Consider the following 13,334-nt stretch of genomic DNA (forward strand, 5'->3'; position numbering starts at 1 on the left):
ATGTTATCGAATTACCTGGGCGAGTTTCTGGCGCTGGCCACCATTCACTTTTTGGCTGTGGTCGCTCCTGGCCCTGACTTCGCCGTGACCATTCGCCAGAGTGTGCGTTTTGGCCGAATTGTGGGTATTTGCACGGCGCTGGGCATCGGCGCGGGCATTTCCGTGCACGTGCTCTACACCCTGCTGGGCGTCGGCGCCTTGATGCATACAACGCCGTGGTTGTTGACTGTCGCCAAGGTGATTGGTGGCGCTTACATCTTGTACCTGGGTGTCAGCCTGCTGCGCAGCAAACCGAAATCGACACTTGAAGGGGATAAAAACAAAGACGAACCGATCGTCGAGCAAACCCTGTTCAAGGCCTTCAGTACCGGTTTTCTGACCAATGCCACCAACCCCAAAGCCACACTGTTTTTCCTGGCTATCTTCACCACGATCATCAGCGCCAATACGCCGCTGCAAATCCAGGCGCTCTATGGCTTGTGGATGTGTTTTGTAAACGCGTTGTGGTTCGTGATCGTTGCGCTGTTTTTCTCCAGCAACAAAGTGCGCTTGCTGTTCATGCGCATGGGCCATTGGTTCGAGCGCACCATGGGCGTCGTGCTGATTCTGTTTGCCGGTCGATTGATGATGTCCTGGTAATTTTCCCCACAAAGCAAAAGGCCCGCCGATTTTCATCGGCGGGCCTTTTTTTCAACTGACAGCCACGAACCTGAGCCGACTGCTATGGATGAAACGGGCAGGGAAAATACAAAAAACGCACAAACAAAAACGCCGCTCATGAATGAGCGGCGTTTTTGTGAAATTGGAGCGGGAAACGAGACTCGAACTCGCGACCCCGACCTTGGCAAGGTCGTGCTCTACCAACTGAGCTATTCCCGCAAATGGCGTCCCCTAGGGGACTCGAACCCCTGTTACCGCCGTGAAAGGGCGGTGTCCTAGGCCACTAGACGAAGGGGACACGCTACCCGGAACACATGGTGTGTGTTTCGGTGTCCAGATCCGCGTCCGAAGACTTGGTTCTGGTTTCACTCAGCCCCGCCCTAAAGCAGTGCTGTTTAAAAATGGAGCGGGAAACGAGACTCGAACTCGCGACCCCGACCTTGGCAAGGTCGTGCTCTACCAACTGAGCTATTCCCGCATTGGCGTCCCCTAGGGGACTCGAACCCCTGTTACCGCCGTGAAAGGGCGGTGTCCTAGGCCACTAGACGAAGGGGACACGCTACAACATTCACTCCCTACCGCGTTTCGCTGTGTGCTTTACGCTGTAAGTGGCGCGCATTCTATGGATGGATTGGGAGGTCGTCAACCCCCTGATATAAATTTATTTAAATCAATGACTTCGACCTGCTTTAAGGGCCCTCGCAAGCTTTTCCGTCGCTTGAGGTTTGACGCCTATATTCCGACACTCGCCAAGACGCTATAGTCCGCAACACAGTGATGGCAATTTGAACATTAAGCGCCAGCATTCATATAAGCAGTGCGCGGCCGATACAGATTGAACCAACCGATCCAACTCGTCGAGCGGCGCTAGGCGCACAAATGCCCAGCCACTACACTCGCATGCGAATCCTATAAAGAGGTCTTACCGGTGACACCACTCATGATCACCCTGCTTGTCATAGCCGGGATCGCAATTCTGATCGCCATTGGCTACATGAACCATGTGGTGGAAAACAACAAGGTAGAGAAGATCCGTACCAAGGTCGAACTCAACGACCGCCTGCGCCGCTGCGGCGAACTGACCGAGACCTTCCCCGGCCAGTTCATGACCCCGGCACTCAAGCTGCTGCTGACCCGACTGGAACTGAACGTCTGCCAGCGTCTGCTGAACCTGGAAAAAACCAGCGCTACAACCAAAGCACGCATCACCGAACTCAACGCGCTGGTGGCCCAGGGCGAATCGATCCCGGTCAACAATCCGCCGGCGCCGATCCTGACCGAAGCCAAAGCCAAAGATGTACGCTTCCTGCTCGAAGCCCTCCACGGCCAGATCACCCGCGCCGCGCACGACGGCTTCCTGCCGCCGAACGAAGCCAAACACTGGGTGCGTGAAGTCCGCCACATTCTGGTCCTGCTGCACATCGAGTTCTTCAACAACCTCGGCCAGCAGTCCCTGCAACAAAACCAGCCCGGCCAGGCCCGCCTCGCTTTCGAACGCGGCGTGCAATACCTGCGCAAACAGCAGGACCCGCAAATCTATTCCGAACAACTTCAATACCTGGAAAAACTGCTGGCCCGCGCCAACGCCCAGGTCATGGACAAGATTGCACCGGTTGAAGGTGAAGAAAACCAACTGACTGCAGGGCTCAAAGATGTTGAAGCCGATGCAGACTGGAAGAAGAAAGCGATCTACGACTGATCAAAGATGCTGAAAGAGAAGCCACCGAGAGGTGGCTTTTTTGTGGCTCTTGATTGGGGAAGACTGAAAGAGATGGGTTGTTTGATAAACCGGTTCGCGAGCAGGCTCGCTCCTACAGTGAACTGCATGCCCCCTGCCAGAGACCGGTCGGCTGTAAGGCCGCCATCGCCAGCAGGCTGGCTCCTACAGTTTCAATTTGTGTGCGCCCCATGCGGCAAAGCCGCCCCACTCAACACAATGAGCGTTAGCTCGAGTGCAGCTTTTGATCTTAAAGCCCGTCGGAAGGCTGAGTGGAGGGATTGATCCGGGGGTGGGAGCGCAGCGACCGTTTGGCGAAGCCAAACACATCGAGAGGAGGTGCAGCGCAGCAAACCGGAGGCGATGCGCCCGGATCAATCCCGTAGCGAAGGAACCCGAGCCACAGCGAGGGCCGAACGTCAGGGTAAAGCCTTTTGGGTTACCTTTTCGGCGTTTGGAAAAGGTGACCCGCCGTAAGGGCGGAACCGTAATCCGCAACACCACAAAAAACGGATATTCACAAAAAACCATGAACCTGGTCGGCCCTAAGGCCGCCAAGGCTCAAAGCCGAAAATGCCCAACCATCCCCCGCAACTCCCCCCCCAACTGCGCCAGCTCAATACTCGAAGCCGCATTCCCGCGCATCGCAATCGAAGACTGATCCGCACTCGCGCGAATACTCGTCACACTGCGATTAATCTCCTCGGCCACCGAACTCTGCTCCTCGGCAGCCGCCGCAATCTGCTGATTCATCTGCTGAATCAACGAAACCGCCGCCGCAATACTCCCCAACGCACTTTCCGTCTGCAACGCATCACTCACCGCCAACTTCACCAACTCACCACTGCTCTGAATCTGCTGCACCGACGAATGCGCCGCTGAGCGCAACGCACTGACCAACCGCTCGATCTCCTCGGTCGATTGTTGCGTGCGTCTGGCCAGCGCACGAACCTCATCCGCCACCACAGCAAAGCCCCTGCCCTGCTCCCCTGCCCGCGCCGCCTCGATCGCCGCATTCAACGCCAACAGATTGGTCTGCTCGGCCACGCTTTTGATCACCTCCAGCACCGTACCGATATTCTGGATTTCAGCACTGAGGCTCTCGATGCTGGAACTGGCCGACGTCGCCGAATCCGCCAGCTGTTCGATCCGTGCCATGCTCTGGCGCACCACCTGCTGACCGCTCTCGACCTTGTCGTCCGCAGTCTGCGCCGCCAACGCCGCCTCTTCAGCGTTGCGCGCAACATCGTGGACGGTGGCGGTCATCTGATTCATCGCCGTGGCCACCTGCTCGGTTTCCTCCTTCTGACTGCTGACCTCAAGATTGGTCTGTTCGGTCACTGCCGACAGTGATTGCGCAGAACTGGCCAGTTGCTCGATACCGGCCTGCAAGCCGCTGACAATAGTGCTGAGGCCTGCGCCCATCTGCTGCATCGCCAACATCAACTGGCCAATCTCGTCACGCCGGGTCACCTCGACAGTCGCGCTCAGATCCCCGGCCGCAATCCGCTGCGCAACAGTGATCACACTGCGTAACGGTGCGACGATCAGTCGAGTAATCACCCACGCCGCAATCAACCCGACCAGCAGTGCCAGCGCCGAAGAGCCCACAATCAACACCGAATTCTTTTTCAGTTCCGCCTGCATGGCTGCGTCTTCGGCAACGTAAGCCTGATCCACCCTTTTCACCACTTGCGCAGCACGCTGGTGCAATTGTTCGTACACCGTCTTTTCCTGATCCAGCAACCCGGTGTACTCGGCCAGTTTGTCGTTGAAGCCGGCGATATGCCCGGAGACCTCATTAAGCACCGTCAGATAACCCTCATCCTTGACCATGGATTTCAACTCTTCGGCTTGAGTCTGTGCCTGGGCGGCCTGTTCGATATTGCCCTTGCCCGCACTGTCGGTATCGCCCTTGCGGCTTTGATCCAGACGAATCCGCGCCTCATTCATCGCTTGCAGCATCAGCCTCGACACCTGACTGACCTGATTGGCCTGCTCGATGAACTGCGCACCGTCCTTACCCTCGCTGTCCTTCAAGGTATACGCACCGTCATCGGCCAACCCGGCCTGCAACACGTCGAGGTTGTTGGCCACACTGGAGACCGACCAACTGGCCATTTCCAAAGCCAGATCCTTGGCCTGGGTCAACGAGACGAACTCATCGAACGACTTGCGATAGGCACCCAGCGATTGCTCGACATCGGTCATTACCGGGACGTTGGCCGGCGATTGTGCCTTGAGCGCGTTGGCCTGAGCCATCAAACCATCCACGCCTTCGCGCAAGGCATCGGCGGTTTTCGGGTTACCGCGTAAGGCGTATTCCTGCTCAAGCAGACGAACCTTGAGCAGGCTGCTATTGAGCGAGGACATCTGTTTCAGCCCGTCGAAGCGCAGACTGATGGTTTGCAGGGACCAGACGCCAATGGCCGCCACCAGCGCGGTCAGCAGCAAAACCAGCACAAACCCGATACCCAGTTTTTTCGCCATACCGAGGTTGGCAAAACGTCCTTGCACGGCTGAAATCATTGCGCGTAGTCCCCTGCCAAAGTCTGTTGACGAAGAGTCGCAATGGCCATGAACCAGCACAAGTCTCTGGCGTCGGAATAATGGCAAAAAGCTACGCCTGCGTCGTTTTCAGAACACTTGAGGTCGATCCGAACGGGTATTGCGAAAAAACTGTCGGGCACGCGGATCGCAGGCGTAAGCCACGTTGATGCGCAGCCAATCGCCGGCTTCGCCATTGGGACTGAAGGCATCAGGGGTCGACAGCAATACGCCGCAACGTTGAGCCAACTGATACACCTGTGCCTGATCGGTCATTCGTGAACGAGCCCAGATGAACAACCCGCCAGTCGGCTTGCCGAATACTTCCCAGTCGGCGTCCTCCAGCGCCTGCAGCGCGGCGGCGCGATCGGCATTCAGGCGCTGCCGCTGACGGTTTACGAGTTTGCGGTAAGCACCCGTCGCCAACAGGCTGGTCAACACCGCCTCGGAAAACCTCGAGCCTCCCAGGCCACTGATCATCTTCACCTGAGCCAGCCGCTCAATCAGCTTACTGTCGGCCTTCACAAAACCGACCCGCAACGAACTACTCAGTGTCTTGGAAAAACTGCCCACATAGATGACACGCCCATCGTCATCCAGTGCGGCCAGACGCGCACCGTTACCCGTGTGCAAGTCAGCGTAGACATCGTCTTCGATCAGGCGCACATCGTAGAGTTTGCTCAGTTGCATGACCCGCTGAGCCACCGCCGGCGTCAGGCAACTGCCGGTGGGATTGTGATGATGGCTGTTGATGAAGAATGCGCCGGGCTGAAACTGTTGCAGCAAAACCTCGAGCGCCTCGAGATCCGGCCCGCTGGGCGTACGACGCACTTCGAGCATGCGCACGCCATGCAGGCGCAAAAGGTCGAACAGCGGCGCATAACCGGGCGTCTCGACCACCACGCAGTCGCCGGCCTTGAACAACGTACGGACGATCAGATCCAGCGCGTGGCTGGCACCACATGTGCTCAACAACTGCGTGCTGCGGGCCTCGATACTGAATAGCTTGAGGCGTTTGACGATCTGCTCGCGCAACGCCGCGAGGCCCAGTGGCGTGCTGTAGTTGAACAGACTGGCCATGTCGGTACGCGCCACTTCACGCAATGCGTAGCTGAGATCGTCGGGCTCGCGCCAGCTCTCCGGCAAACCACCACCACCGAGTTTCAATCCGCTTGTTGCGCCGCACACCGCATCGCACCAGGCATGTCGCCCCTCGATTGACAGCAACTCGTCCTCCGCGCCCTCCCTGGAAGGCGACGCTGCCACGATAAAACCAGCACCCTGACGCGTGCTCAGAACGCCCTGCGACACCAACCGCTCACAAGCCTCGACAACACACGACTGGCTGAGCAGATTGCCCCGGGCGATCTGCCGAACGGAGGGCAAACGGGTGGCCGGTGGTACTCCGCTTTGCAGTATCCAGTCAGTCAGTCCGTCAACAATCTGCTGCACGACCGGCACCATTGCCTGTCGATCAATTCTCAATTCCATGAGCAAGCAAACTCCTGTCCGTTTTGCTGGCGGCAGTAAATCACAGCCACGTCGCACAGGCTGTGCGACAACGCCGCCAAAAGCGACCGATCTAATCCTTTGATACACATTGTTTAGCCGTTTAAGGGAACTGAAAGCGGCGCAAAAAAAGCCCGCACGAATGCGGGCTTTGTTCAGCAGCAACCTTTCAGAACGCGGTCACGCCGCCATCCACGGCCAGCGAATGTCCGGTGGTGAATGCCGCGCCGTCGCTGCACAGGTACAACACTGCACTGGCAATTTCCTCGACCTTGCCGATGCGGCCTACCGGGTGCATCGCGTTGGCGAACTCGCCCTTCTTCGGATCGGCCTCGTAGGCACGGCGGAACATGTCAGTGTCGATTACCGCCGGGCACACCGCATTGACGCGGATTTTCTTTTTCGCGTACTCGATGGCGGCCGACTTGGTCAGACCGATCACCGCGTGTTTCGACGCCGCGTAAATACTCATCTTCGGCGCCGCCCCGAGCCCCGCCACCGATGCGGTGTTGACGATCGCCCCGCCGCCCTGCGCCAGCAACAGCGGCAATTGATACTTCATGCACAGCCAGACGCCTTTGACGTTGACGCCGATGATGGCGTCGAACTCATCCATCGAGCTTTCGGCCAGTTTGCCTTTCTCGATTTCGATACCGGCATTATTGAAGGCATAGTCGAGACGGCCGTAGGTATTGATCACCTCGTCCATCAGATCTTTTACTTCGCTTTCGACGGTAACGTTGCAACGCACGAAAGTCGCTTCGCCACCGGCTGTACGAATCAGCGCCACCGTGCCCTCGCCCCCGGCCGCGTCCAGATCGGCCACCACCACTTTCAAGCCTTCGGCGGCGAATGCCTGGGCGGTCGCTCGGCCGATGCCGTTGGCGGCTCCGGTGACTACAGCAACCTGACCGGAAAACGTCATGCTCATTGTTATGTCCTCGAAGGGAATGATGCAGGGAGAGAGTTGGAGATTTGCAGCATAGCCATTGGGCGTGGACGGACGTCAGCACTATCAGAAGGCTGTTTATGCCCCCATGCGCCGCAGTGATAGAACCCCACCAATAACTATCACTGCACTGGATTGGAATGCATTCGCCGCATCAGCCAACCTTGCGACATCGCCGCTGAAGGTCTATCAACAAGGCTTCATTCAGCTCGAGTGCCTGCCATGACCAACCAGACCAATCGCCAGTTCCTGCTCGCCAAACGCCCGGTGGGTGCTGCGACTCGCGAGACTTTCACTTATCAGGAAGTACCGGTGGGCGAACCGGCGGCGGGACAGATACTGGTGAAGAACGAATACCTGTCCCTCGACCCGGCCATGCGTGGCTGGATGAATGAAGGCAAGTCCTACATCCCGCCGGTCGGCATCGGTGAAGTCATGCGCGCCTTGGGCGTCGGCAAAGTCATCGCTTCGAACAATTCGGGGTTCGCGGTCGGGGACTACGTCAACGGCGCGATCGGCGTGCAGGATTATTTCCTCGGCGAGCCGCGAGGTTTCTACAAGGTCGATCCGAAACTGGCGCCGTTGCCGGTGTATTTGTCCGCGCTGGGCATGACCGGCATGACCGCGTACTTCGCCTTACTCGACGTCGGTGCACCGAAGGCTGGTGACACCGTGGTGCTTTCCGGCGCGGCCGGTGCGGTGGGCAGCATCGCCGGGCAGATCGCCAAGATCAAAGGCTGCCGGGTGATCGGCATTGCCGGCGGTGCCGACAAGAGCAAATACCTGATAGATGAACTGGGCTTTGACGGCGCCATCGACTACAAAAACGAAGACGTGCTGGCCGGGCTCAAGCGTGAATGTCCGAAAGGTGTGGACGTGTATTTCGATAACGTTGGCGGCGACATTCTCGATGCGGTGCTGAGTCGCCTGGCCCCGAAAGCGCGGGTGGTGATCTGCGGCGCCATCAGCCAGTACAACAATAAAGAGGCGGTAAAAGGCCCGGCCAACTATTTGTCGTTGTTGGTCAATCGTGCGCGCATGGAGGGTTTTGTGGTGATGGACTATGCGGCGCAGTACGCGAGTGCCGCGCAGGAAATGGCCGGGTGGATGGCCAAGGGGCAGCTCAAGAGCAAGGAAGACATCGTCGAAGGACTGGAGACATTCCCGGAGACGCTGATGAAACTGTTCAGCGGTGAGAACTTTGGCAAGTTGGTGTTGAAGGTTTAACTCACAACCACTGTAGGAGCTGCCGAAGGCTGCGATCTTTTGGCGATACCGGCCTATTCAAAAAACACGGGCAAGATCAAAAGATCGCAGGCTGCGCCAGCTCCTACAGGGTTTTGCGTTCGGGCTTTCAGGCGATTTCGGCCACTACGGAGGCCAACGCCTTGGCCGGATCCGCCGCCTGGCTAATCGGGCGGCCGATCACCAGGTAATCGGAACCGGCATCCAGCGCCTGACGCGGGGTCAGAATGCGACGCTGGTCGTCCTGCGCGCTGCCCGCCGGACGAATCCCCGGGGTCACCAGTTGCAGCGACGGATGTGCGGTTTTCAGGGCCTGGGCTTCCAGTGCCGAGCACACCAGTCCGTCCATCCCGGCCTTCTCGGCCAGTGCCGCCAGACGCAATACCTGCTCCTGCGGTTCGATATCCAGACCGATACCGGCCAGATCCTCGCGCTCCATGCTGGTCAGCACCGTCACGCCGATCAGCAGCGGTTGCGGGCCACTGCGCTTGTCCAGCTCTTCACGGCAGGCAGCCATCATGCGCATGCCACCGGAGCAATGCACGTTGACCATCCACACACCCATCTCGGCAGCGGCTTTGACGGCCATCGCCGTGGTGTTCGGGATGTCGTGGAATTTCAGGTCAAGAAACACTTCAAAACCCTTGTCACGCAGGGTGCCGACGATTTCCGCGGCGCAACTGGTGAACAGTTCCTTGCCCACTTTGACCCGGCACAGTTTCGGGTCCAACTGGTCGGCCAGCTTCAGTGCGGCGTCACGGGTGGGGAAATCCAGGGCGACGATGATAGGAGTCTGGCAGACGGACATGGATGGGCTCTCAGGCAGGTCGAAATCGGCGCGCATTGTAGCGGAACCGGCGGCGGCGCGGCACCCGATGATCGGTAATTCGTCGCGCCAACCGTGATCAGCATAGCGCTCGCTGCTATTGTGTCGACTCCGATACACAACCGACACGCCACCAACAAGCACCCGCGCTAGCCTCGCCAGCCGCAACACGTCCTTACATCAGCACTTCCCGCCCCACGGCCGGACGCCTATGCTGAAACCACCACCTCGCAGCCCATCTTTGTGGTTGGCGGCCTACTGGCAGATAAACAGCCCCATGCACAACAACCAAACCACCGTGAATGATGAGCAAAAAGACGACAAGCGCTGGAGCATCCGGGCCCTGATCGTCGACGATGACGTGCCGATCCGCGAGTTGATGATCGACTACCTCGCCCGTTTCAACATTCACGCCAGCGGCGTCACCGACGGCGCGGCGATGCGCCAGGCGATGCAGGCCGAACATTTTGATGTGGTGGTGCTGGATCTGATGCTGCCAGGCGAAGACGGCTTGTCGCTGTGCCGCTGGCTACGCGCCGAATCGGACATCCCGATCCTGATGCTCACCGCCCGCTGCGAGCCCACTGACCGCATCATCGGCCTGGAACTGGGCGCTGATGACTATATGGCCAAACCGTTTGAACCGCGTGAACTGGTGGCGCGGATCCAGACCATTCTGCGCCGCGTACGCGATGATCGCACCGAACAGCGGGCGAACATCCGCTTCGACAACTGGCGCCTGAACAGCGTCCTGCGCCAACTGATCGCCGACAACGGCCTTGTGGTGCCCCTGTCCAACGCCGAATTCCGTTTGCTTTGGGTTTTCATCGAACGCCCGCGCCGAGTGCTCAGCCGCGAACAATTGCTCGACGCCGCCCGCGGGCGCTCGATCGAAGCGTTCGACCGCAGTATCGACCTGCTGGTCTCGCGCCTGCGGCAAAAACTCGGCGACGATCCAAAAGCCCCGCAGTTGATCAAGACCGTTCGCGGTGAGGGCTACCTGTTCGACGCCAGGGACATCGGCTGATGCGGGCGCGCTTCGACACGCTGTTCGGCCGCCTGTTTGGCATGCTGTTCGCGGCGATCGTCCTGGCGCACCTGTTGGCGTTTACCTGGTTTCGCCTCTACGGCCCGCCACCGCCTCCGCCGCCACCGGAGTTTTCCCAGAACGCCGAGGGGCAACGTCCGCCCCAGGATCCGCGATACCCGCCACGCCCGCCTCGCCCGTGGTTTGGTGGGCCGATCGTGCCGCTGACGTTTCAGTTTGTCTCGCTGATAATTGCCGCGTGGTACGGCGCCAAACTGCTGAGTCGGCCGATCCAGCGCCTGAGCGACGCGGCCGAACGCCTCAGCGAAGACCTCGACAGCCCACCGCTCGACGAATCCGGCCCGCGCGAAGCCAGGCAAGCGGCGCACACCTTCAACCTGATGCAGCATCGCATTCGCGAACAGGTTCAACAGCGCGCACGCATGCTCGGCGCCGTCTCCCACGATCTGCGCACACCGCTGTCACGCCTGAAACTGCGTCTGGAAAACATCAGCGACGACAAGTTGCAAAGCCAGATGCGTCAGGATCTGAACGACATGATCGGCATGCTCGACGCCACCCTCACCTACCTGCACGAACAACGTACCAGCGAAGCGCTGCAACTGATGGACGTGCAGGCGCTGGTCGAATCGTTGTGCGAAAACGCTCAGGATCAAGGCGCTGACGTGCAAGTCAGCGGCCATTGCGCACCGATGCAGGTGCAGCCGATGGCGCTGCGTTCGTGTATCAACAACCTGATGGACAATGCCCTGCGCTATGCCGGGCAGGCGCGCATCGAATTGCAGGATCAGCGCGAGCAACTGCTGATCCGCGTGATCGACCACGGGCCGGGGATTGCCGAGGACAAGCGCGAGGCGGTGTTCGAACCGTTCTATCGCCTGGAAGGTTCGCGCAACCGCAATTCCGGTGGCGTGGGCTTGGGCATGACCATCGCCCGCGAGGCAGCGCAGCGTTTGGGTGGGCAATTGAACCTGGAAGAAACACCGGGTGGCGGCCTGACGGCAATCATCCGTTTGCCCCGCACCTGAGAACACATCTGTGTACCAATCGGTACAAACCCCACATACCCACGACAACTTACGCCTTGAGGCTGCATAAGCCGGTACACCCACCGGCTTTCCATTCCAGGGAGTGAGTCCGATGATCGGTAGCGTCAGCAACTACACGAGCTATACCAGCACCAGCAGCACCACTACGCAAAACGCCCGCAGCCAGCAACTGCAAAAAGAACTGTTCGCCAAACTCGACAGCAACGGCGACGGCGCGGTGGATCAGGACGAACTGAACAGCGCCCTGTCTCAAAAATCCGATGACGGCCTGCTGGTCAACCTGAGCAAACAGTTCGGTGATCTGGACAGCGACGGCAGCGGTAGCCTGAGTGCCGAAGAAATGACCGCCATGGCGCCCCCACCGCCACGAGATCAAGCGCCCAATACCGACCTGGCCGACGCCCTGATCAGCGCACTCGACATTGACGGCGACGGTGCCATCAGCAGCGACGAACTGAGCACCGGCCTGACCAGCGCCGGCAGCACCGCCGACAGCAACGAAATCTTCTCGGCACTGGACAAGAACGAAGACGGCGTCGTCAGCCAGGACGAACTCACCGCCAGCCTGACCCCGCCGCCACCGCCTCCGCCACAAGTGAACAGCGATGAACTGTTCAGCCAGCTTGATGCCGACGGTGACGGAAGCGTAACCGCGACCGAACTGAGCAGCGTGTTGCAGGCCAGCGACAGCACCTCGACCGCCAGCACCGACACCAGCGCCGCGCTGCTCAAGGTTCTGGATAGCGACAGTAGCGGTGGCGTCAGCAGCGATGAGTTGAAGGCAGCTTTGCAGTCTGGACGTGAACGTCTGGATGAGGAGCAGACCGCCAGCGCTCAGACCAGCGCAGAAGCGCTGAACCGCATGATTGCGAACTTGAGCAAGCAGTACTCGTTGGATAATGCGGCGCCGGTGGGTAAGTACCTCAACGTCGCTACGTAACCCGCCTGTTGTAGGAGCTGTCGAGTGCAACGAAGCTGCGATCTTTTGATTTTGCTTTTTGAATTATTAGCAAGATCAACAGATCGTGGCGTTTGGCGGTTCTTGCATGTGTGTGTGGGGTTGGGGGTTGGGGGTTGGGGGCATATCCGTTGCTGCGGTAACGGCTGCTTAGGGTTCCGCCCTTACGGCGGGTCACCTTTTCCAAACGCCGAAAAGGTAACCCAAAAGGCTGCCCCCTGACGTACGGCACTTCGCTGAGGCTCAGTGTTCCCTCGCTACGGTGTCCATCCGGGGGCATCGCCTCCGGTTTGCTGCGCTGCACCTCCTCTCGATGTATGCGGCTTCGCCGCACGGCGCTGCGCGCCTCCCCCCTGATGAACACCTACGCTCGGCCTGCCGATGGGCTGAAGAGCAAGATCAAGAACAAAAGCAAAGCCGAAGCCGAAGCCGAAGCCAAAGCCAAAGCCAAAGCCAAAGCCAAAGCCAAAGCAGATCAAAAGATCGCAGCCTTCGGCAGCTCCTACAAAGGAGTGAGTACACCTACCAGAGCCTGGTCGGCTATCAGGCCGCCATCGCTGGCAAGCCAGCTCCCACATGAAAATGAGTACACCCCGCACGCGGCGCATGCCGCCCCACTCAACACAATGAGCGTTAGCTCGAGTAAAGCTCTTGATCTCAAACGCCCGTCGGAAGGCTGAGTGGAGGGATTGATCCGGGGGTGGGAGCGCAGCGACCGTTTGGCGAAGCCAAACACATCGAGAGGAGGTGCAGCGAAGCAAACCGGAGGCGATGCGCCCGGATCAATCCCGCAGCGAAGGAACCCGAGCCACAGCGAGGGCCGCAC

At 59.2% G+C, this 13,334-nt stretch carries 11 protein-coding genes, 4 tRNA genes and 1 pseudogene; 7 read left to right on the forward strand and 9 right to left on the reverse strand.

What is annotated here, in order from left to right; genetic code table 11:
• Window positions 1–639 carry a LysE family translocator gene (locus ACA043_RS21800; protein WP_401270164.1) on the forward strand — a complete coding sequence of 213 codons (639 nt, stop codon included), beginning with the start codon at window positions 1–3 and terminating at the stop codon, window positions 637–639.
• Between the two features lie 164 nt (window positions 640–803).
• Here ACA043_RS21800 and ACA043_RS21805 read toward each other — a convergent pair.
• The 4 genes from ACA043_RS21805 to ACA043_RS21820 form a co-directional block, all read right to left on the reverse strand.
• Window positions 804–879 (reverse strand) — tRNA-Gly (locus ACA043_RS21805).
• Between the two features lie 3 nt (window positions 880–882).
• Window positions 883–958 (reverse strand) — tRNA-Glu (locus tag ACA043_RS21810).
• Window positions 959–1,062: 104 nt separating this feature from the next.
• Window positions 1,063–1,138, reverse strand: a tRNA-Gly gene (locus ACA043_RS21815).
• A 2-nt stretch (window positions 1,139–1,140) separates the two neighbouring features.
• A tRNA-Glu gene (locus ACA043_RS21820) sits at window positions 1,141–1,216 on the reverse strand.
• Window positions 1,217–1,600: 384 nt separating this feature from the next.
• On the opposite strand from ACA043_RS21820, the gene ACA043_RS21825 reads away from it, so the two are divergent.
• Window positions 1,601–2,359 (forward strand): hypothetical protein, encoded by a 759-nt coding sequence (locus tag ACA043_RS21825; protein ID WP_187677823.1) that lies wholly within the window; start codon window positions 1,601–1,603, stop codon window positions 2,357–2,359.
• 579 nt (window positions 2,360–2,938) lie between these two features.
• Here ACA043_RS21825 and ACA043_RS21830 read toward each other — a convergent pair.
• From ACA043_RS21830 to ACA043_RS21845, 4 genes and pseudogenes are all read right to left on the reverse strand, one after another.
• On the reverse strand, window positions 2,939–3,820 hold the full coding sequence (locus ACA043_RS21830) for a methyl-accepting chemotaxis protein (protein ID WP_401270200.1): 882 nt from the start codon (window positions 3,818–3,820) through the stop codon (window positions 2,939–2,941).
• Window positions 3,800–4,906 (reverse strand): annotated as a pseudogene (locus ACA043_RS21835) (HAMP domain-containing protein); the annotation flags it as partial. The pseudogene ACA043_RS21835 and the gene ACA043_RS21830, both read right to left, overlap by 21 nt.
• A gap of 108 nt (window positions 4,907–5,014) precedes the next feature.
• Complete coding sequence (locus tag ACA043_RS21840; RefSeq protein WP_489878985.1) at window positions 5,015–6,415, reverse strand: aminotransferase-like domain-containing protein; 1,401 nt, start codon at window positions 6,413–6,415, stop codon at window positions 5,015–5,017.
• A gap of 187 nt (window positions 6,416–6,602) precedes the next feature.
• Window positions 6,603–7,364: an SDR family oxidoreductase gene (locus ACA043_RS21845; RefSeq protein WP_497657910.1), complete on the reverse strand. Its 762-nt coding sequence runs from the start codon at window positions 7,362–7,364 to the stop codon at window positions 6,603–6,605.
• A 240-nt stretch (window positions 7,365–7,604) separates the two neighbouring features.
• Here ACA043_RS21845 and ACA043_RS21850 point away from each other — a divergent pair, with 240 nt between their 5' ends.
• On the forward strand, window positions 7,605–8,609 hold the full coding sequence (locus ACA043_RS21850) for an NADP-dependent oxidoreductase (RefSeq protein ID WP_497615131.1): 1,005 nt from the start codon (window positions 7,605–7,607) through the stop codon (window positions 8,607–8,609).
• A gap of 127 nt (window positions 8,610–8,736) precedes the next feature.
• Here ACA043_RS21850 and pyrF read toward each other — a convergent pair whose 3' ends face one another.
• On the reverse strand, window positions 8,737–9,435 hold the full coding sequence (pyrF, locus tag ACA043_RS21855; RefSeq protein WP_187677828.1) for an orotidine-5'-phosphate decarboxylase: 699 nt from the start codon (window positions 9,433–9,435) through the stop codon (window positions 8,737–8,739).
• A gap of 295 nt (window positions 9,436–9,730) precedes the next feature.
• Between pyrF and ACA043_RS21860 the strand changes: the two genes are divergently transcribed.
• From ACA043_RS21860 to ACA043_RS21875, 4 genes are all read left to right on the forward strand, one after another.
• The gene (locus tag ACA043_RS21860) at window positions 9,731–10,480 is read left to right on the forward strand and encodes a response regulator (RefSeq protein WP_187677829.1); all 750 of its coding nucleotides are present in this window, start codon (window positions 9,731–9,733) and stop codon (window positions 10,478–10,480) included.
• The gene (locus ACA043_RS21865) at window positions 10,480–11,529 is read left to right on the forward strand and encodes a sensor histidine kinase (RefSeq protein ID WP_497657911.1); all 1,050 of its coding nucleotides are present in this window, start codon (window positions 10,480–10,482) and stop codon (window positions 11,527–11,529) included. The genes ACA043_RS21860 and ACA043_RS21865 overlap by 1 nt, the downstream gene beginning before the upstream one ends.
• A 112-nt stretch (window positions 11,530–11,641) precedes the next feature.
• The gene (xopAW, locus tag ACA043_RS21870) at window positions 11,642–12,490 is read left to right on the forward strand and encodes a XopAW family type III secretion system calcium-binding effector (protein WP_497615133.1); all 849 of its coding nucleotides are present in this window, start codon (window positions 11,642–11,644) and stop codon (window positions 12,488–12,490) included.
• A 374-nt stretch (window positions 12,491–12,864) separates the two neighbouring features.
• Window positions 12,865–13,188, forward strand: coding sequence for a hypothetical protein (locus ACA043_RS21875; protein ID WP_497657912.1), 324 nt, complete (start codon window positions 12,865–12,867; stop codon window positions 13,186–13,188).
• Window positions 13,189–13,334 lie beyond the last annotated feature (146 nt).

It is taken from the genome of Pseudomonas sp. LBUM1648 (assembly GCF_059716145.1).